This is a genomic window from Marinomonas sp. FW-1 (assembly GCF_005222245.1).
In the GTDB taxonomy this organism is placed as follows: Bacteria; Pseudomonadota; Gammaproteobacteria; order Pseudomonadales; family Marinomonadaceae; genus Marinomonas; species Marinomonas alcarazii.
This window is the reverse complement of sequence record NZ_CP025987.1, coordinates 3,595,700-3,614,934: the sequence shown is the minus strand read 5'-3', so window position 1 is coordinate 3,614,934 and position 19,235 is coordinate 3,595,700. Positions and strand designations below refer to the sequence as shown.

Below are 19,235 nucleotides of genomic sequence, written 5' to 3'. Positions count from 1 at the left end.
ATAAATTGCAGCTCGAATCCATCAATTAGTGGGCTTAGGGCAAAAAAATGACGTTATGATGTTCGCTTTTTAAGGCGCTACTTATAAGAAAAGAGAGGAAAAACGAGAGGTTAAGAAAGATAAACGCCTCTACATAAGAGAGTAGAGGCGTAAAGAGAATTTTTCTTAGTTGCGGTGTTATTTAAAGGCTGATTACACCATTTGATTCATAGCTGATAGGGCTTGGTACATAATCGTCCGCCATGTCATCGTTTAGCCATTCAGTGCCATCAATCACGTATCTGAACTGATAAACAGTGTCTATATCCAAATTGAGTGTTGACGCAAAGACACCAGATTTTTGCTTTTTCATCGGATTAGCCGTGCTATCCCAATTATTGAAGTCTCCCACGACCGCGACATTTTTTGCGTCACCGACGGTTTCTGCAGGCAATGCAAATTTCACTTTGCATTCGGGTTTTGTCTTTAAGTAGGTTTTCTCAATCATGTCCAGCTCCGTTATCTTTGATAGAAAAATGAGTGAAGGCTACGACAAAAAGCCTGAAGGGTAATAATGTGAGCAAGCAAGGCTTGCGCCATCTTTTTTAACTACTTAATTTATTTAAAGAAAAGATTTTCGCTCTGCTTTATTGTGCTTATTTCTATGGGTTTTATTGTGTTGAATGTGTCAGTTGTGCGCTATTTTTGGGCTTACTAATACGTACAATTTGCTGACGTAAATTCACAATTCACTTGCTCCAAATGTTCTACACTAAAATTACAACAAAAATAATGAGGTGTTTGTATGGACCTTCAAATGGGCGTTCTCATTGTGTTAAGTGTGATGCTTGTTATTAAAGTGATTTATTTGGCGTTTTTTAAACGACCAGAACGACACGGTCATCATCGCCATGCGCATCACTCAAGCCACCATCATCACGACTCTTGATAGCAAAGAGTCATATTATTGGTTATGACCTCGGTAGCGTTTGTTTTTCGCTTCTTTGATTGTATTTAGGTCTACGAGGACGAGTCCGTCCACACAGTAGCCAAAGTCGGCATCGACACCAAAATCTAAGAAGCGAACCCCGCCCGGTTCACATAACTCACTGTATTGCTTGAACAAGGTTGGCACACTCGCGCCAAAGTGACCAAGTTGTTCTTTTAGTATTCGAAAGTCTTCTTCGTAGTCTTCGCCACTGAACATATCGGTAATAATGTCATTGTGTTCGGCGTTCACTTGATATGGCGTGAAAGAACGCGCTAGGTGCTCTTGGTCGGCAAAGTAGAGCTTATAAAAGGAAACGATAAAATCTTTCGCGACTTGTGGGTAGCTGTTGCTTAGGCTTACTGGGCCGAACATATAGCGAATTTCAGGGTGTTTATCTAAATAAGCCCCAATGCCGTACCACAAATAATCTAAGCTACGCTTGCCCCAATATTTTGGCTGAATAAAGCTGCGACCAAGCTCGATGCCTTGCTCAAAATAGGGTTCCATGTCACAAGAGTATTGAAATAACTCGGCACTGTAGATGCGATTTGGCGTTTCTGATTTCATGTATCGAGCAACTTCGCCAATACGGTATGCACCGACGATCTCTAGTTCTTCTTCATCCCATAGAATCAAGTGACGATAATATTGGTCAAACTTGTCTAGATCAGAGCGTTCGCCAGTACCTTCACCCACTTTACGGAAGGCGATTTCACGCAAACGCCCGATTTCTTTCATGGTGACGGACATTGGATCGTAATCAAACAGATAGATCTGTTTGTTGTCCTTGGTGCTGCCAAGGTGTTCTGAGATTTTCAGCTCTTGTTTGATCATTTGTCTGTTTTGCGGGTGCTCCACCGTTTTTTCGGTTTTAAGCAGTGGCTTTTTGCCTTTAGCAATACGGTACAAATGACGTTTTACTAATTTGTTTTTCTCTTTGTCGCTTAATGGCAGTTTGGCTAATTCTTGAATCGGAATCGCTTGACCAACTTGCATGGGAATTTTGCGGTTACGCTGGCGAAACATCTCATTAGCAAGCTGTACGGTAGAGAGCGGACGGTATAGTAAGGAGCTGGTGTAAAACAACATCGAGTTACGTCCGCCGATGTGGACAGGCAGTAATGGGCTGTTGGTTTTTTGCGCCAGCTTAAGATAATTTTGATTCCATTTCTGATCTCTTACGCCACTTGGTGACATGCGCGATACTTCGCCAGCGGGGAATATGATGATGGCTTCTTCATTGTGTAGGCAGTTCATGATGGCTTTAAGCTGCTGGCGCGCGGTTTTTCCGCCAAGATTATCCACGGGCAACACCAGCTGTTTTAAACCATCAAAGCCCATTAATAAATCATTGGCGACGATTTTGACATCGGGACGAATTTCGCCCACTAGGCGCAACAGCGCTAGCCCATCTAAAGCGCCAAGAGGGTGATTGGCGATGATCATCACACGACCACTGGCAGGAATATTTCGTCGATCAACTTGGCTAACGTTATAGCTAAAGTTGAAATGATCCAGAACGCGATCAATAAATTCGAAGCCGACACAGCCGTGGTTTTTTTCCAGGAATTGGTTTACTTCACTTTCGTGGAATAAGCGTTTGAGGACGCTTAACGTCGGGCGAGTGATTAAAGGGCTTTTATCGAAAAATTGAGGAGATTTACTGGCAATCATTTGTTCGACTTGTATCACAGTGGTGCTCCGCTCTAATAAGTTTTTGGATATCTTATTAGTGAGAGTAGAGCGTCAGTATGACAAAGGCGTGACGTTTATATGGCGGATGTGTGACGCACCATAAACAAATAATACACAGGTCGTAAGGCAGAATGGATTAGCGTGGCTAACTTGCAGTAGTGTTGTCTTCGTCTGTTTTTTCTTCAAATTTATAAAAGAAATTCCATAGGCAATAAACTGTGATGCCTGCTGAAATCATGGCCCAAATAGGTTCGTCTGCCGTCCATTCAATAATGGCCCAACCAGCACAGAATAAAGTGGTAACAACTCGACGCCATTTAGGGCGAAAAAACGCGCGATCAGATTCAGACAGCATAGTTTTCCAGTGTCAATTAAACAGGTAATTATCAGAGCCAATAGCAGGGGATATCTACGAAAAGTAAAATATCCCTTAAGCTTATTGAGCTTTCGTTTTGCTATTTCCTAGGGAAATATGACGTGATCCCGTTAGCTGAGATTGTCCGCTAACCCCTGAATCGATTTTATCTATCTGCCCACCACGAGCTAGAAACTCTTGCATTTGCTTTTCAATGGATTCCGAGGTTTCCGAAGCTGCCGGCTGTTTCTTCTTAGTTGCCATGATAAATAGTCCTTGTTTTTAGATTGAACAAGGACTATACCAGATTTTCACAATATTTGCTTGTTATTGGCTAACGTCTGCAATCGTGTGTCTATCTTATGCGGCACAGTGCTGCGAAGCATGGCTTTAATGTGGCGAATAAGGGTGATGTCGACGAATGAGAGGGTTCAATAGTCGTGTTAACCAACCCGTAAATTCAATAGGTGCATCCAAGACAGTAAGACAAATACACTCTGCGTCTTTGGTGACGATAGGCTTGTGCTTATGGCTTGCATCTCGGTTAATAAAGTCACCTTGGCGGTACACACCGCTTTCATCGGAAAAAGCACCTTCTAGCACTAGGGTGATTTCATCGCCAGTATGGGTGTGAGTTGGCATGTGCGCACCCGCTTTGACCCGCGTTAGAGCAACTTGCGCGCCGCCTTCTTCATTGTAGAGTGTGGCAATTTTAAAAGACGGTGATAAGCGCATCCAATTTAGATCATCGTAACTGCTTTTGATGAACTGTCGTAAGCTGCGAGGAATACGATACTCATCTTTCCAGCTTTGTTCTGGCTCTGTTGCCGTTTGCTCTTTTTCAGAATGTCTTGCTCCGGTAGCTCTGCTAGCTTTTGGAAGAAGCTGTCTTTTAAGCTATCAAGACGACGCTTTTCGGTCTTGGCTTGTTCAAACAGATGCGTTCCAAGCATTTCGAGTTTACGAATCTGCTGTTGGCATTCTGAGCAATGCTCTATGTGAGTAGACACACAAAGAGAGTGCGCTAAAGGCAATGAGCCAGCGGCATAATCGGTCAATGTTTCAATCGATGGATGGTAGTTAATCATCGATACTACCTCTTAACGTAAATAGTGAGTTTGTGCAAAGCGAGACGGACGCGAGATTTTATCGTTCCAAGGGGAAGTGATAATTCTTCTGCCGCTTCCTTGTGGGTTTTGCCTTCTAAATAGACTTTGGCCAAAACCTGCTTTTGATCCTTGGGTAATTTATCTAAACCCTGTTTAATGCGTTCTTGATCTCTTTTTTGCTGAGCGTCTTTAAATGGGTCTGCATTTTCGTCGACCACGTTTTGCCAGAGGAATTCTGGGTCGATATCCGATTGATGTCGGCTATTCTTGCGCAAGTAGTCGATACGGGCATTTCTTGCCAAAGTAAAAACCCAAGTATTGAGTGACGCGGACTCTGGCTTGTAAGTGTGCGCTTTGTTCCAGATTCGAATCATCACTTCTTGGGCGATATCATCGGCCATCAAATTGGCACCGGGTTGAGCCGCAAGACAGAAACTTCGGATCTTAGGAACATAGTAATCGAACAAGCGCGCAAGAGCCGCTTGGTCTCTTGTTTCAGCCACGGCAAGCATGTCTGCAGCGCGTTCTTCATCGTATTCTAGTTGGGTTACGCGTTCCATTTTGGCTCCATTAATGAAAGCTATCTCGACGCCTTGTGTGCGTTATAAATGTATTTACGTCATTTGGTTAAGTGTGGATCACTTTAACGATCAAAAACAATTAAAAAATAATGATCCAAAGTTCTGTTTTTTGCGTTTAAATCAAAGAATCAAACACCTGACAAGGTAACAGCTAAGGTAAGTGATGAATATGGCGGACGCTAAAGTAGATCCCAGTTCTTTGTTAATAGAGCGCTTCAAGGCTTTTTATCTCGATGTGAAGCACCCACAGCTCGACAAAATTGATGATATATACACAGAAGATGTATTGTTCAAAGATCCCGTCCATGAACTGCGCGGCGCAGAAACCTTGCATGCTTATCTTTCCGAAATGTGTGCCAACGTTCACAGCGGACGTTTTGAGTATTTGGATCAGACTGTGTCTGAAAATACGGCGTACATAAAATGGAATATGCATTTCAAACACCCTAAATTGGGTAAGAAGACCATCACAGTGCGCGGTATTAGTCAGGTGCAATTTGATGAACGTATTTACTTTCATGAAGATGTTTATGATCTAGGGCAATTAATCTATGAGCATGTGCCCTTATTAGGTGTTTTTGTGAAAGGATTAAAAAAGCGTTTGGCGACGTAGGGAGAGTGTTCAGATGAATCAAGCAACACAAAAAGACACAGTGTGGATCACAGGTGCCAGTTCAGGTATTGGCTTGGCGCTTACCAAATGTTTTTTAGATGCTGGTTGGAAAGTCATTGCCAGCGCAAGAAGCCCAGGCGAGCTAAGCGCCTTGATAGACGCCAATGAAAACCTTTCTTTTGTTCCTTTTGATATGACAGACGAAAGCCAAATGGATGCTGTCAGAGAGGCATTGAGTGCCCAAACCGATAAGCTGGATTGCGCGGTATTAAACGCCGGCACGTGTGAGTATTTAGATATGACAGAGACAAATCCTGACTGGAAAATGATGGACCGGATCATGTCAGTGAATTTTATTGGTTTGGTGAACAGTGTCGAAGTGTCTCTCCCGCTATTGAAAAAATCACCGCGAGCGCATTTGGTTGGGGTAAGTTCACAAGCCGTGCAAGCTGCTTTTCCTAAAGCTGAAGCTTATGGTGCCAGCAAGGCGGCAATTCGCTATTTTTTGTCTTCCTTAAGAATGGATTTGAAGCAATATAATGTGGATGTGACTTGTTTGCTGCCCGGTTTTGTTGATACACCATTAACGCAGAAAAATACTTTTGATATGCCGTTTCTTATGTCCGCTGATGACGCGGCAAAGCGTATGTTTACGGCTTTAAAATCACGACCTTTTGAATACGCCTTTCCTAAGCGTTTGACTGCTATGTTGTGGATAGGTCGACATTTTCCAAAATTGTGGCTGTCTAAATTAGCGCCTAAAAAATCATCTTCTACTTCAGCTTAGCTGGGTAATGACAAATTACGTTTTAAGGGGACAATGAGTGAAAATTGCCATTATTGGATCAGGGATTTCCGGATTAACCAGCGCTTACCTTTTGCAGCAACAACATGATGTTACCGTATTTGAATCTGCAGAGCGTATTGGTGGTCATACAGCCACCGTCAATGTAGAAGAAAACGGTAAAACTCGTGCTATTGATACCGGTTTTATTGTATTTAATGATTGGACTTACCCTAACTTTATCCGCTTGATGGATGAGCTGGGCGTGAAATCAAAACCAACAGAAATGAGCTTCAGCGTAAGTTGTCAGCGTACAGGGCTAGAATACGGCGGGAACAATCTTAATACTCTGTTTGCGCAACGCCGTAATTTGTTGAATTTTTCTTTTATTGGCATGTTAAAAGATATTCTGCGCTTCAACAAAGAAGCCATCCAAGACTTAGAAAGCGGCAGTCTAAAAGAAGGCGTGACGCTGGGTGAATACCTCAAAGAAAAAGGCTACGGTAGCCGTTTTGCAAGTCATTATTTGATTCCCATGGGGAGCGCTATTTGGTCATCTACTTTGGATGAAATGATGGATTTCCCTTTGGTATTTTTTGTTCGCTTCTTTAAAAATCATGGCTTACTGAGCGTGAATGATCGTCCACAATGGCGAGTGATTGAAGGGGGTTCATCCGCTTATTTACAGCCTTTAGTGTCTAAATTCGAAGACAGAATTCAGCTGGGCGCGGATATATCGAAAGTAGATCGTTCAGCTGAAGGCGTGGTGATACATTTTGCTGATGGTTCTACGAAAGATTTTGATCAAGTCGTGTTTGCTTGTCACAGTGACGAAGCGTTGGCGTTATTGGCTGACCCTTCCACAGAGGAGCAAGCCATTCTGTCAGCCATTCCTTATCGTAACAATGATGTTGTATTGCATACTGATACAAGATTATTACCGAAGAAAAAATTGGCATGGTCGAGCTGGAATTATCATTTGGGATCTGACCGAACTAAGCCAGCCACGCTGAGCTACAATATGAATATTTTGCAGCACTTTTCCAGCGATACAACGTATGTCGTCACCTTGAATCAGACGGATATGATCGCAGAAGACAAAATTGTTGGGCGTTTTCAGTATTCTCATCCTACTTTTACTTTAGACGGTATTAAAGCGCAGGATCGTTGGTCAGAAATCAATGGTGTGAACAAAACGTGGTTTTGTGGTGCTTACTGGCGTAATGGCTTCCACGAAGACGGTTGTTGGAGCGGTGTTCGCGTCGCAAATGGATTGGGGATTTCATGGTAGATTTTGTTCCTAAGCACAGCGCAATTTATCAGGGCATGGTACGTCATCGTCGTTTTACACCTCGCACACATGCCTTTCGCTATCGTGTTTTTATGATGTATTTCGATTTGGATGAATTGGATTACGTGCTGGCGATGAGTCCTTGGTGGTCAATGAAGCGCTGGTCTTTGGCTCGATTCTCTCGAAAAGATTATTTTGGTGATGATTCTATATCGATCAAACAGGCCGTATTGTCTGAAGTGAATAGTCGCTTGGGGCTAAGCCTCACAGGCCCTGTTCGCATGTTGACTAACTGTCGCTATTTTGGATTCATCATTAATCCCATTACCATTTATTACTGCTTCGATGAAAACGAACAGTTGCAAGCTATGCTGCTGGAAGTCACCAATACCCCTTGGAATGAAAAAATCGCTTATGTGTTAAAGAGTGATCCAAATTTGCAAAGCCAGCGTATTCAATTCAATAAGGAAATGCATGTGTCTCCATTTCATCCAATGGAACATTACTATGATTGGCGAAGTAATACGCCTCACCAGAAACTGGCAGTGCACATGCAGAATAAAGAGTTAAAAAATGAGCAATGTGTGTTTGATGCCACGTTATCGCTGACTCGGCAGCCCCTCACATCTCGTTCCATGGCGAAGGTATTGTTCAATTATCCTGTGATGACAATGAAGGTAGCATTTGGAATCTATTGGCAAGCCCTTAAGCTTTGGGTGAAAAAGGTGCCTTTTTATTCACATCCAAATTCGTCTTCTACAATGACGAAATAAGACGATTATATTAATAATTAGCCAAACACATTAGGGGACCAATAACTATGAACTCCGTTAGTATGAGTGATCGAAAAGTGGTGAAAAATCGTACAGTAACATGGTTTGATAATCTAGCACGCAAAATGGTTTTTACAATGTTGGGCCGATTAGAGATAGGTCATCTTACATTAGAAGAAAACGGCGAAACCTACACATTTGGTGAACCGAAAGACAATACTCAATACATTGCTCATATTCATGTTCATGACATCCATGCTTACCGAGATGTGTTTTCAAACAGCAGTATAGGTGCGGGTGAAGCCTATATGAAAGGCTGGTGGTCATCTCCAGACATTGTGTCTGTTATTCGTTTGATGGTTGCGAATCTAAATCTGATTAATAAGATGGACGCCAAGCGTCCTATCTGGAGTCGTGTTGCGACCAAAATTATTCATAAGTTGAATGCCAATACGAAGAAAGGCTCGAAGGATAATATTTCGGCGCACTATGATTTGGGCAACGACTTCTTTTCATTATTCCTCGATCCTACCATGATGTATTCCTCCGCCGTTTATCCTCAACTTGATTCGTCATTAGAGGAAGCCTCGGTTAACAAGTTAGATCGCATTTGTCAGAAGCTACAACTGAGTGAAAACGATCATTTGTTAGAAATTGGCACGGGTTGGGGTGGCATGGCGATTCATGCCGCTAAGCATTATGGCTGCCAAGTGACCACCACCACGATATCCAAAGAGCAATATGAGTTTGCTAAAGCGCGGGTAGAAGCTGAAGGCTTGCAAGATAAGATTACTTTACTGTTGGAAGATTATCGTGATCTACAGGGGCAATATGACAAGCTGGTGTCGATCGAGATGATTGAAGCAGTTGGTCACGAATACTATGACAGTTACTTTTCTAAATGCAGTGCCTTGCTAAAGCCTCATGGCGTTATGGTGATTCAAGCCATTACGATTGCCGATCAACGTTATGATTATGCGCGTCGCTCTGTGGACTTTATTCAGCGTTATATTTTCCCCGGTGGCTGTTTGCCGTCAAATCAGGTGATTGCTCATAAAATCGCCTCCAAAACAGACATGCAAATTGTTGGGCTAGAAGACATCACAGAACATTATGCGAAAACCTTGGCTGATTGGCGCACACGCTTTCACGCTGCACGCCATGAAATCACTGATATGGGTTTCGATGATGTGTTTTGCCGTATGTGGGACTTTTATCTTGCTTATTGTGAAGGCGGCTTCAAAGAGCGTGCTATTAGCACAGGTCAGTTCATTTTTGCCAAGCCTGATCACCGTTTATCGATTTAAAACATAGAGAGATGGCTATGAAACGCTTTGGTAATGCCATTTTATTCCAGGTTGTCTGGTTTGTTTGTGTGCTAGCTGGAAGCGTTTGGGCGCTGGTCGCCACGGGCTGCTATTTGCTTATACATGATCGATTTTTCATGCATTCACGCAAAGAGTGGCGCTTGCTGTTCTTGTTCCTTGGGCTCGGAGTCTTGATAGACGGTACGCTGTTTCAGATTGGTCTGTTTTCGATAGCAGGCGCAGTAACAGAAGACAGTCTTTTACCGCCTATTTGGTTGTTGTGTCTTTGGATAAGTGTTGGGACCCTGTTTGCGCATAGTCTGTCGATGTTACGCACCCGTTACCTTTTGATTGCTCTAATGGGCATGGTGGGTCCACCCTTAAGCTATATCGCAGGCGCTAAGCTATCCGGTATTAGTTTGGCTGAGCCTATGTATTTAACCTTGTCTGTGGTGGCGATCATTTGGGCGTTGGTGTTGCCTTTAGGTATGTGGTTTGGTGAAAAATGGACAATATTCTCCCAGGAGTAGTAAAGATGAAGAGATCCGCCGTTTTATCGCTTAATTGTGCTTCAGTGCTGATTACTGGGGCGCTGTTGTTTAGCTCATTGAGTTCGGCAGAAAGTATTTCAGATAATCCCGCCAACGCGACTATTTCGAAGGTGGTGGGCAGTGCTTATAGTTTAGATGACAAGACACTACTTTACCGCGAAACCCACACCAAGCTGAATGATTCCACTTACACTGTGGAATATTCAGAACCAGATGGCGAAGTCTTTGCCACGAAGACACTTGATTATTCTCAGTCGTTAATCGCCCCGAGCTTTTCTCAGTTGAACAAACGAAACGGGGAAAAAATTGATGTGTCACAGTCGGGGAACCAACTCGAAATTAGTTATAAAGAAAACACTCAGGCAAGCATAGAAAAAGACTCGATACCATTGGTTGGTGGCGTGGTCGTTGATGCCGGTTTTAATGCGTTTGTCACCCAGTACTGGGACAGCTTAGTAAGCGGTAAAGAAATGGATGTTGAATTTCTTGTGCCCAGTAGACAATCAACTTACAGCTTTCGTTTTGGTCAATCCGATTGTGTTGACGGAACCCAAAGTGATGCTGTGTGCTTTTCTTTGAAACCTGTTTCTTGGTTCGTGAGAATGGCTGTCGATCCTATTGTTGTTGCGTATAGCCCAGAAGATAAGCGTTTGTTGCGTTTTACAGGGCGAGGCAATATTAGTAATGAGCAAGGGAAATACCAAAGTGTCGATATCCAATATCGTTACTTCTAATGAATGCTTCTATACAGTCCAATGCTTAAAGGAAATCCTATGAAGAATGTTTGTCGCTCAATCATGCTTAAACTCACCGCGGTATGTTGCCTGTTATTGCTGACCGCGTGTTCTACACCAGATGTGTCTTTGTACGCTAAAAATGAACCTAAGTTCGAATTGCAGTCCTTCTTTTCAGGTCCTCTCACGGCGCACGGTATTTTAAAGAACCGTAGCGGTGAAGTGACTCGCTATTTTAATGCCACACTAGAAGGCAGTTGGGAAAATGGTGTTGGTACACTAGCGGAAGTTTTTGTATTTGATGACGGTGAAGTACAAAAAAGAACTTGGATAATGACGCCGGACGATCAGGGGCGCTATTCAGCGACGGCGAATGATGTGGTTGGCTCAGGTGATATTAAAATTTCTGGAAATGCGCTGTTCATGAACTATGTTTTGCAAGTGCCTTATGATGGCGACTTGCTTGAGGTGAATGTCGATGACCGTATGTATATGGTCAAAGAGGGCGTGGTAATTAATGAATCTGTGATGAAGAAATTTGGTGTTGAGGTTGGGTATCTATCCATTGTGATTGAAAAAGCCACGCGCTAATTGAGCGGTTTACATAATACCTAAAGAAAATGGTCTGTATTTTATGTTATATATGAAAGACTACCTACGGGTGGTCTTTTTTTATGGGCTTAATAAGTGCTTTTTCTAAGGCGGTTTCTGCTATTTTTGTTGACGAGCCGTGATGTCATATTAGTGAGCAGATAAGGTTGAGAGGAAACTATTATATGTTCGGCAGTGTTACTGCATTGGTTCCTTACAAGAAGAAAATGTTATTTTATTATGGTTTCCTGTCTTTGCTTATTAGCGTTTTCCTATTTACCGTTAGCCTTTATTTTTCTTATTAAATGACTTAGACAACAAAGCCAAAGCCGCTGAAAATATACTGATAAGTCAGATGGAAGGTATTTTTTCTGAATTAAAAAGAGTGGTTGATAATGCACAACTTTCTTGCGAAGAGGATGATGTTAAGCGTTTAAAGCGATTAGCGTTTTACTCAGATACGTTCAAAGAATTCGGACTTTTTGATCGGGATTTTCGCGTGTTCTGTTCTAATTATGGGGCAGTGGATATTCCTATATTTTCATCGATTGTTAATCGTATAGAAAGAGCTGCTGAGAGAAAAACCGTTTCTTTGGTGCATTCAAAGTCGCTAGGAAATCCAACATTGTTTGCCTTTTATCAGGGAGAAAATGGTATAGGCGCAAATGGCTTGGCGCCACCAGTTCGATTCTCTACTCTCATCGATCCTATAATATTACCTAATTACTTTTATGAATTGACTATTGGTAAGCGAATATTGTCTTCCAATCGTAATGGCATAGATTCAGATATCTGGAATAAAGAGGTGGTTTCATTAGACGATTGGTCGATGAGATTAGATGTTTACCTCCCTTCTAATTTATATTGGCAACGTCTGCACTCCTTGATTCCCTTCATATTCATTGGTTGGTTGTTTCTATTTTTTGCTTTTTACAATGCGCATTTAATCGGTATTTACTTTCGGCGCTCACTACGTCATTGCGTTCGGCGAGCCATTAAAAATGCTGAAATTGAGGTGTACTTTCAACCTGTTGTTTCGCTAAACCCAGGGGAGCCTCTTGAGCTGGAAGCATTGCTTCGCTGGAAATCATTGAATCATGGGCAGGTGTCGCCTTTGGTGGTGGTGAAAGTTGCCAGTCAATTGGGGTTGATGGACGAGCTTACTTGGCTGGTTATTCGTAAAGTCGGCGCGTTTTATCGGGAATATCCTGATCAACTTATCGATATCAAAACGTCCGTGAATGTGGATAGGTTTAGTTTACTTAAAGAAAGCTTTGCTCCTAAATTGGTCAGTATTTTAGAAGAGTATCCTGAATTAATAGGCCGTTTAGGACTTGAGGTAACAGAAACCAGCGCGCTTAATCATGAAGAGTTACCGGTAATGGTGAGTCGTTTTGAACAGATCACCGCCTTGGGTATTGGGCTGTCGGTGGATGATTTTGGTACAGGCTATTCTGGTTTAGATTTTCTTCGTCGTTTCCCATACGACACACTAAAGCTGGATCAAGTATTTATTGCCAATTTGAAAGATGACCAATTTACGCGCCAAGTATTAACGTCGATTTCCATCTTAGCGAAAGAGCTGGGTATGAAGTTGGTCGCAGAAGGCGTAGAGCGTGAAGATCAACTCAATGATGTTAGGCTGTTAGGAGTTGATAGGGTTCAAGGTTATTATTTCTGTAAGCCGCTTCCAAAAGATCAAATTATTACCTGGATGACGTTCAATAACGCGGTGTAAAATACAGCAAAATAAAGCATTAGAAGGGTTGTAAGATTGTATTCTTAGAGCGCTTCTCTTACTCTCTACCGCTTAATTTCTTCAATGCAAGGCTCACAATATGTCCACTCTGGTTTTTCGTCTTAAATACGTTCCTGAAGAGGAAGCGGATGAAATCCGTCAGTTGTTAGCTGATAATGACATCGCCTTTTATGAAACCACAGCAGGGCGTTGGCAAATTTCCATGGCTGGCTTATGGGTGAAGGACAAAGAGCAAGCCATCAAAGCAAGAGAGTTGATTCGCGAAGACCAAATTGCACGGGCTAAAACCATGCGTCCTATCACTTTTGGGCAATGGATATTGGGTTATTTACAACACGCGCGACAAAATCCTGCGGAAGCTTTTTTCACTCTTGTTGCGGTGCTGTTAATATTGAGTGTATCTATTTTGCCTTTTACCCTGTGGTTATGATCTCTTTAACCTTATCATGACGCTGTGACTGGTAGGCTTTCTTGATAATACTTCTTTGAGTTGCCCAAAGAGCGCATATCTTATCCTTCGTCGTTACTTTACATAGCCATGCAGATGCTGCACATTTAGTCGAAGCTGAGCAATTCGGTTATACTCCCATTTTGGTTTAAAACAATGGCATCCCTGTGGTCTTAAAAAGCAAGAATACGAAAAGTAAACGCTCCAATAAATTAGAACTACACCCTCGTAACCCGCACCGTGCGCGTTATGACTTTGCTTTATTGGCGGATTCTTGCCCTGAACTTTCTGGTTTTATTCAACTCAATCAATACGGTAATGAGTCAGTGGACTTTGCCAATCCGGATGCGGTGAAAACCTTAAACCGTGCCTTGCTTAGTCATTTCTATGGTGTTGCCTTTTGGGATATTCCACCGGGTTACCTTTGTCCTCCGATTCCAGGTAGAGCCGATTACATTCATTATCTGGCAGATCTATTAGCAAGTTGTAACGACGGCGTTATTCCACGTGGTAAAGGTGTGAAAGTGCTAGACGTTGGCGTTGGGGCAAATTGCGTGTACCCGATTATTGGTCATCAAGAATATGGCTGGCAGTTTGTTGGTTCGGACGTTAATCCGGTGGCAGTGGCAACCTGTGAAACCATTGTTAAATCTAATGCTTGTTTGAAAAGTGCCATTAATGTGCGTCTGCAAACTCAGCCTGCCAAGTTATTTGACGGCGTGTGGAAGGAAAAAGATCGTTTTGATTTGACCCTTTGTAATCCACCATTCCACACCAGCGAATCTGCCATGACCGATGAGTCCCAGCGCAAATGGCGTGGTGTGAAAGGCAAAACAACCGCTGCCAAGCCGTTGCTTAATTTTGGCGGTACCGCCGCCGAGTTATGGTGTGACGGTGGTGAAGCAGGTTTTGTGTCTCGTATGGTCAAAGAAAGTGTGCAATACGCAGATCGTTGCTTTTGGTTTACGTCTTTGGTGGCACGTCAGGGTAATTTAGAGGCGATTTATCGGACATTAAAAGAGGTTGGTGCTCGCCAAGTGAAAACGATTGAAATGGCGCAAGGCCAGAAAATCAGCCGATTCGTTGCGTGGAGTTTTCTTGGCGACGATCAGATTGACTATTGGAAGGACAACTATTGGCAAAATTAAATGCGTGCCAATAGTTGTCTCGCAGAATTTATAGCGCCGCTGCAATCTCGGCAGCAAGGCGAGCGTTGTTAAACACTAGCTGGATGTTACTTGCTAAGCTGTCTCCACCTGTTAGCTCCGCAACTCGTGCTAGTAAGAATGGCGTGGATTCTTTACCTGCTACACCTTGTTCTTCCATTTCCGCTAGAGCTTGATTGATGGCCGCGTCGATAGCGGTTTTATCCATGGCAAATTCTTCCGGAATCGGGTTGGCGATGATCGCTCCACCATGCAGTTGCATTTCCCATTTTGCCTTGATGAACTCGGCAATGTCGCTGGCAGACTGCATGTTGTAATCTACCGTTTGATCGCTTTCACGCGTATAAAAAGCAGGCAAAGTGTCTGTTTTAAAGCCTAAAACAGGTACACCTTGAGTCTCCAAATATTCCCGTGTTAGTGCAAGGTCAAGAATCGATTTTGCGCCAGCACATACGACAGCAACATCGGTTTTTGAAAGCTCTTGCAGGTCGGCAGAAATATCAAATGTTTGCTGAGCGCCACGGTGAACACCACCAATGCCGCCAGTGGCAAACACTTTAATGCCTGCCATCGCCGCAATAATCATTGTCGCTGCAACTGTGGTTGCACCGTGTTGTTTTTGTGCGACAACAAAGGGTAAGTCTCGACGAGAACATTTGGTCACGGACAATCCAGCTTTTGCTAACGTGTCAATTTCGTCATTGCTTAGACCCGCTTTAAGGCGGCCATCAATGATCGCGATTGTGGCTGGGACTGCGCCATTATCACGGATAATTTGTTCAACTTTTTTTGCTGTCTCGGCATTTTGTGGCCAAGGCATGCCATGAGAAATAATCGTGCTTTCTAAGGCAACAACCGGTTTTCCTGCTGCAATCGCTGCGGCAACATCTGGGTTGATATCTAGGTATTGATTCATAATTTTTCTATCCATTGAGTGACATGTTGAATGGTAAGTTCTGGGTGATTGGCGTAAGGGCTTTCCAGTGTCATTGCGGCACAAGCTAAAGCGAAAGATAAAGACTGGTCGAGATCTTTATTTTGCTGACGAGCGCTTAAATAGCCCGCCAGTAATGCATCACCCGCTCCGCTGTCGCTGACAGGGGTGCTTGGATGGCAAGCTTTACGTTGACACTCGGTTGCGCTGAAAAATAAAACCCCTTGACTGCCTAAACTGAGCAATACTTCTTCTACGCCAGAATCAAGTAAGGCTTTTGCCAGTTTTTCAGGGTCTGTTTCGTCGCAATTTAGAATGGCTCTGGCTTCATCCTGATTGACTTTTAATAGTGCTAGCTGCGATAAGATAGGGCGTAAGCGAGGCGCTTTTGCTGTAGAGACCGCATCGGCAATGAAACGAGTAGACAGGGTCTGCTGGCTTAGCCAAGAAATGACGTCGGCAGATAAATTCGCATCGACAATAATGCGATAAGCGCTCTGTAGTAAAGACAGCTTACTGCTTAACTTTTGCTGGTCTAGCGTGTCAATTATACGCATGTCTGCAATGGCGGCTTGCAGTTCGCCATTGTCATTATTGATAGCCAAATAGGTGCCTGTGGGCAAGGTATCAATACGTAGCACATGATGCATGTCGACACCGCTCATGCGGGTTTGCTCAATGAGCCAATCACCGCGCTGGTCTAATCCAATTGGGGCTAACAGATGTACATTTTCTCCGAGCCGAGCCAGATTTTCAGCGATATTGCGGCCGACGCCACCAGGGCTTTGGTTGATGGTTCCTGGGTTCGAGTCATAGGCTTTTAAGTCTGTAGTGCTGCGACCATGGATGTCGACATTGGCACCACCTATAACAACGTATGTATTTTGTTCAGCAAGTAGGTAGCCTTTCCCTAGAATATACCCTTGGCGAGTGAGTTGCATGATGTGGCCAGCAACGGATTCTCGACTCATATTGAGTCGATCTGCAAGGGCTTGCTGCGATGCCAAAGGGTCGAGCTTGATGGCTTCGTATACGCGAGAAGTTTGGTCTTTCATAAGCTTGTTAACAAAAGTTTAAAATAATAACTTATGTTAAAGCTGCTAAATATACAAGAGCTTTGGGCTGATATGGTAAAAAAATGTTATAAATCTTATTATTCGATATTCCTTGTTGAGTTTTGTCTCGTCAGCTGGCCATTTAAGGACAGCATTAAAGAGGTTTTATAGTGCTAAAAAGCTTTCAAGCTCGATTAATCATGTTCGTCTTATTGTTGCTGGCATTGGCGCAATTGGGCACAGCGTTGGCAGTGTTAAAATCGTTAAAAGCAGACAACTACAAACAAGGGGTGCAATCCATTGACGTGTCCCGTAATGTTTTCGACCTATTTTTAGCCGCACGTGCCGAGCAGCTTACCAAAGGGGTCGAAATATTAACCTCGGATTTTGGTTTTAAACAGGCTGTTGCGACCAGAGAAACGGGAACAATACGTTCTGTTTTACAGAATCATGGCGCACGAATTAATGCGGACATTTCCCTACTCGTCTCACCTCGCGGTGAACTGATTACTGCCACTCAACCGTTAAATATTACAGATACTGTTGCCGACTTAGTGTTTGCGGCGCGTCGCTCTCGTGGGTCGTCTATTAGCACGACGGTGGCGTTAGATAACCGTGCTTATCAACTTGTTTTAGTGCCGATCAGAGCACCAAATGTGGTGGCTTGGGTTGGCATGGCGTTTTTGTTGGATCAGGCGTTGGCCGAACGTATTAAAAATGTAACAGGCTTGGACATTAGTTTTGTCTACGAAACGAAAGATACAAATATGCTGTCTGGTGCATCGACATTACCGTCTATCGAAAAAGAAACCTTGTTAAATGAGATTGGTAATATCAAAGACATTATCACGTCACCTGTGTTCTCAAACGATGAAAAGTATTTATCTCTGGGTGTTGATATCGGTGTGCCTAATCAGTGGGGCATTATTCATTTGCCTTATGGTCCTTGGTTAGAAAGTTATCGCGACACGCGTACTCAGTTGATATGGATCTTTACCGGTGCGCTTGCTTTAGCCTTGTTGTTTGGTATCGCACTGGCGCGAAATATGACCAAACCGATTGGCCGATTAGTGGATTATGCAACTCAGATTGGACTAGGCGTTACTAAGGAAAAAGTGACCGCGCCGGAAATAGAGGGCGAATTTGGTGTGCTATCTAACACCATGAAAACAATGCAGAATTCCATTATCAATCGCGAAGAAGAGCTGACGTATCGAGCTTCTCATGACCAGCTTACGGGGTTATTTAATCAAAGTGCGGTTGAGTTTTATTTGTCTGAGGCTCTGCCAAGAGAGCAGGGTAGTTTGGTGACTATTAACGTCCGACACTTTAAACGTATTAATAATATGTTGGGCTTTGATGTTGGCAATATCATGTTATCTAAAGTGGCTGAGCGACTTAAGTTATGGGGTCATGATGCAACCATGATCGCGAGACAGACGGGAGATAAGTTCTTAGTCCTGTTTGATCGTACGATTAACGAACAAGATTGCTTTAACCTAAAACAGCTTTTTAATGTGGATTTCGAAGTTGAAAAAGGCTCCAATATCCATCTTGATATTAGTATCGGCGTACTCCCTTTTGAACACGCCACAGCCAGTGTGAATAGTGCAATGCGCCGTTTAGAGATCGTCTCGGACAAAGCGCGTGAAGAAAGCGATGGGGTTGTGTTTTATGTGGTGGGCCAAGATGAGAACCACCGTCGACAATTAACCATTATTCGCGACTTGCCAGCTGCGCTAGAGGCAAATCAGTTGTTTGTGGTTTACCAACCTAAAGTCGGTGTTGCTTCAAATGACTGCCAAGAAGCGGAAGCCTTGATTCGCTGGATTCATCCTGAGCTTGGCTTTTTGCCACCGGATGAATTTATCGCTGTGCTTGAACATGCCGGTAGTATTCAGCAGCTAACCAAATGGATAGTTAACTCGGTGCTATCTCAGCTAAGCCAGTGGTGGGCGGCTGGGCATGAAATACGTGTTGCAGTGAACTTGTCCGCTCATGATCTTCTGGACGAACGTTTACCAAATACGGTAGCGAAAGCCCTAAAGAAATACGATTTACCCGTGCGTGCTTTGGCGTTAGAAGTTACTGAAAGTGCGGTCATGAAAGACCGAGAAAAAGTGATTGGCGTACTAAAGGCATTGCAAGAAATGGGGGTTCATTTGGCGATTGATGACTTTGGAACAGGACAATCTTCTTTGTCTTATTTACGCGAATTGCCTGTGAATGAAGTGAAAATAGATCGCGCCTTTATTCAGTTTATTGATACCAATAAAGGGGATGAGTTTATCACTAATGCGACAATTGGTTTGTCGCACAGCCTAGGGTTTCAAGTCACTGCGGAAGGGGCCGAGAATGCCGAAGGTGTGGCGCTTTTAAGACAATATCATTGTGATAAGATACAGGGCTATTATTTTTCTAAGCCTTTGGTTGCAGAAGACTTCTTACGATGGCGAGACACTTTTAATAAGCATTAAGCCATTTTTTCTAATCAATCTTACACGCTGTTAATGTGAGGT

22 protein-coding genes are annotated in these 19,235 nt (G+C 43.3%); 13 read left to right on the top strand and 9 right to left on the bottom strand.

What is annotated here, in order from left to right; genetic code table 11:
• Nucleotides 1-181: 181 nt before the first annotated feature.
• Nucleotides 182-487, bottom strand: coding sequence for an isoamylase early set domain-containing protein (locus tag C1X04_RS16810; RefSeq protein ID WP_110576820.1), 306 nt, complete (start codon nucleotides 485-487; stop codon nucleotides 182-184).
• Between the two features lie 297 nt (nucleotides 488-784).
• Here C1X04_RS16810 and C1X04_RS18525 point away from each other — a divergent pair, with 297 nt between their 5' ends.
• Complete coding sequence (locus C1X04_RS18525) at nucleotides 785-928, top strand: hypothetical protein (protein ID WP_175404968.1); 144 nt, start codon at nucleotides 785-787, stop codon at nucleotides 926-928.
• Between the two features lie 15 nt (nucleotides 929-943).
• Here C1X04_RS18525 and C1X04_RS16805 read toward each other — a convergent pair whose 3' ends face one another.
• From C1X04_RS16805 to C1X04_RS16785, 6 genes are all read right to left on the bottom strand, one after another.
• The gene (locus C1X04_RS16805) at nucleotides 944-2,662 is read right to left on the bottom strand and encodes a GNAT family N-acyltransferase (protein WP_175404967.1); all 1,719 of its coding nucleotides are present in this window, start codon (nucleotides 2,660-2,662) and stop codon (nucleotides 944-946) included.
• A gap of 148 nt (nucleotides 2,663-2,810) precedes the next feature.
• Entirely contained in the window at nucleotides 2,811-3,020 is a 210-nt protein-coding gene (locus C1X04_RS16800) for a hypothetical protein (RefSeq protein ID WP_110576818.1), read from the bottom strand.
• An 81-nt stretch (nucleotides 3,021-3,101) separates the two neighbouring features.
• Nucleotides 3,102-3,284 (bottom strand): hypothetical protein, encoded by a 183-nt coding sequence (locus C1X04_RS16795; protein ID WP_024025667.1) that lies wholly within the window; start codon nucleotides 3,282-3,284, stop codon nucleotides 3,102-3,104.
• 126 nt (nucleotides 3,285-3,410) lie between these two features.
• Nucleotides 3,411-3,809 (bottom strand): ChrR family anti-sigma-E factor, encoded by a 399-nt coding sequence (locus C1X04_RS18710; protein WP_254682382.1) that lies wholly within the window; start codon nucleotides 3,807-3,809, stop codon nucleotides 3,411-3,413.
• Nucleotides 3,761-4,108 carry a hypothetical protein gene (locus tag C1X04_RS18705; RefSeq protein ID WP_254682290.1) on the bottom strand — a complete coding sequence of 116 codons (348 nt, stop codon included), beginning with the start codon at nucleotides 4,106-4,108 and terminating at the stop codon, nucleotides 3,761-3,763. The genes C1X04_RS18710 and C1X04_RS18705 overlap by 49 nt, the downstream gene beginning before the upstream one ends.
• Before the next feature lie 5 nt (nucleotides 4,109-4,113).
• Nucleotides 4,114-4,689, bottom strand: a complete 576-nt coding sequence (locus tag C1X04_RS16785; protein ID WP_110576816.1) for an RNA polymerase sigma factor — start codon at nucleotides 4,687-4,689, stop codon at nucleotides 4,114-4,116.
• Nucleotides 4,690-4,879: 190 nt separating this feature from the next.
• On the opposite strand from C1X04_RS16785, the gene C1X04_RS16780 reads away from it, so the two are divergent.
• From C1X04_RS16780 to rlmF, 11 genes are all read left to right on the top strand, one after another.
• Entirely contained in the window at nucleotides 4,880-5,323 is a 444-nt protein-coding gene (locus C1X04_RS16780; RefSeq protein WP_245927070.1) for a nuclear transport factor 2 family protein, read from the top strand.
• Between the two features lie 13 nt (nucleotides 5,324-5,336).
• Nucleotides 5,337-6,110 carry an SDR family oxidoreductase gene (locus tag C1X04_RS16775; RefSeq protein WP_137170542.1) on the top strand — a complete coding sequence of 258 codons (774 nt, stop codon included), beginning with the start codon at nucleotides 5,337-5,339 and terminating at the stop codon, nucleotides 6,108-6,110.
• 37 nt (nucleotides 6,111-6,147) lie between these two features.
• Nucleotides 6,148-7,398, top strand: a complete 1,251-nt coding sequence (locus tag C1X04_RS16770; protein ID WP_137170541.1) for an NAD(P)/FAD-dependent oxidoreductase — start codon at nucleotides 6,148-6,150, stop codon at nucleotides 7,396-7,398.
• Entirely contained in the window at nucleotides 7,392-8,171 is a 780-nt protein-coding gene (locus tag C1X04_RS16765; RefSeq protein WP_137170540.1) for a DUF1365 domain-containing protein, read from the top strand. The genes C1X04_RS16770 and C1X04_RS16765 overlap by 7 nt, the downstream gene beginning before the upstream one ends.
• A 47-nt stretch (nucleotides 8,172-8,218) precedes the next feature.
• On the top strand, nucleotides 8,219-9,478 hold the full coding sequence (locus tag C1X04_RS16760) for a cyclopropane-fatty-acyl-phospholipid synthase family protein (RefSeq protein WP_110576811.1): 1,260 nt from the start codon (nucleotides 8,219-8,221) through the stop codon (nucleotides 9,476-9,478).
• A 17-nt stretch (nucleotides 9,479-9,495) separates the two neighbouring features.
• The gene (locus C1X04_RS16755) at nucleotides 9,496-10,008 is read left to right on the top strand and encodes a DUF2878 domain-containing protein (RefSeq protein WP_110576810.1); all 513 of its coding nucleotides are present in this window, start codon (nucleotides 9,496-9,498) and stop codon (nucleotides 10,006-10,008) included.
• Nucleotides 10,009-10,013: 5 nt separating this feature from the next.
• The gene (locus tag C1X04_RS16750; protein ID WP_110576809.1) at nucleotides 10,014-10,763 is read left to right on the top strand and encodes a hypothetical protein; all 750 of its coding nucleotides are present in this window, start codon (nucleotides 10,014-10,016) and stop codon (nucleotides 10,761-10,763) included.
• A 39-nt stretch (nucleotides 10,764-10,802) separates the two neighbouring features.
• On the top strand, nucleotides 10,803-11,354 hold the full coding sequence (locus C1X04_RS16745; RefSeq protein ID WP_110576808.1) for a DUF3833 domain-containing protein: 552 nt from the start codon (nucleotides 10,803-10,805) through the stop codon (nucleotides 11,352-11,354).
• 355 nt (nucleotides 11,355-11,709) lie between these two features.
• The gene (locus C1X04_RS16740) at nucleotides 11,710-13,092 is read left to right on the top strand and encodes an EAL domain-containing protein (protein WP_254682289.1); all 1,383 of its coding nucleotides are present in this window, start codon (nucleotides 11,710-11,712) and stop codon (nucleotides 13,090-13,092) included.
• A 100-nt stretch (nucleotides 13,093-13,192) separates the two neighbouring features.
• Nucleotides 13,193-13,543: a DUF6164 family protein gene (locus tag C1X04_RS16735; RefSeq protein ID WP_110576806.1), complete on the top strand. Its 351-nt coding sequence runs from the start codon at nucleotides 13,193-13,195 to the stop codon at nucleotides 13,541-13,543.
• A gap of 185 nt (nucleotides 13,544-13,728) precedes the next feature.
• Nucleotides 13,729-14,709, top strand: a complete 981-nt coding sequence (gene rlmF / locus C1X04_RS16730) for a 23S rRNA (adenine(1618)-N(6))-methyltransferase RlmF (RefSeq protein ID WP_110576805.1) — start codon at nucleotides 13,729-13,731, stop codon at nucleotides 14,707-14,709.
• A 28-nt stretch (nucleotides 14,710-14,737) separates the two neighbouring features.
• Here the strand turns inward: rlmF and C1X04_RS16725 are convergent, their stop codons facing one another.
• Both C1X04_RS16725 and C1X04_RS16720 read right to left on the bottom strand, forming a co-directional pair.
• Nucleotides 14,738-15,643 carry a pseudouridine-5'-phosphate glycosidase gene (locus C1X04_RS16725; RefSeq protein ID WP_110576804.1) on the bottom strand — a complete coding sequence of 302 codons (906 nt, stop codon included), beginning with the start codon at nucleotides 15,641-15,643 and terminating at the stop codon, nucleotides 14,738-14,740.
• A complete protein-coding gene (locus C1X04_RS16720; protein WP_110576803.1) occupies nucleotides 15,640-16,716 on the bottom strand; it encodes a carbohydrate kinase in 1,077 nt (358 codons plus the stop codon). The genes C1X04_RS16725 and C1X04_RS16720 overlap by 4 nt, the downstream gene beginning before the upstream one ends.
• A 170-nt stretch (nucleotides 16,717-16,886) precedes the next feature.
• On the opposite strand from C1X04_RS16720, the gene C1X04_RS16715 reads away from it, so the two are divergent.
• Complete coding sequence (locus tag C1X04_RS16715; RefSeq protein ID WP_110576802.1) at nucleotides 16,887-19,193, top strand: bifunctional diguanylate cyclase/phosphodiesterase; 2,307 nt, start codon at nucleotides 16,887-16,889, stop codon at nucleotides 19,191-19,193.
• The last annotated feature ends 42 nt before the right edge of the window (nucleotides 19,194-19,235 follow it).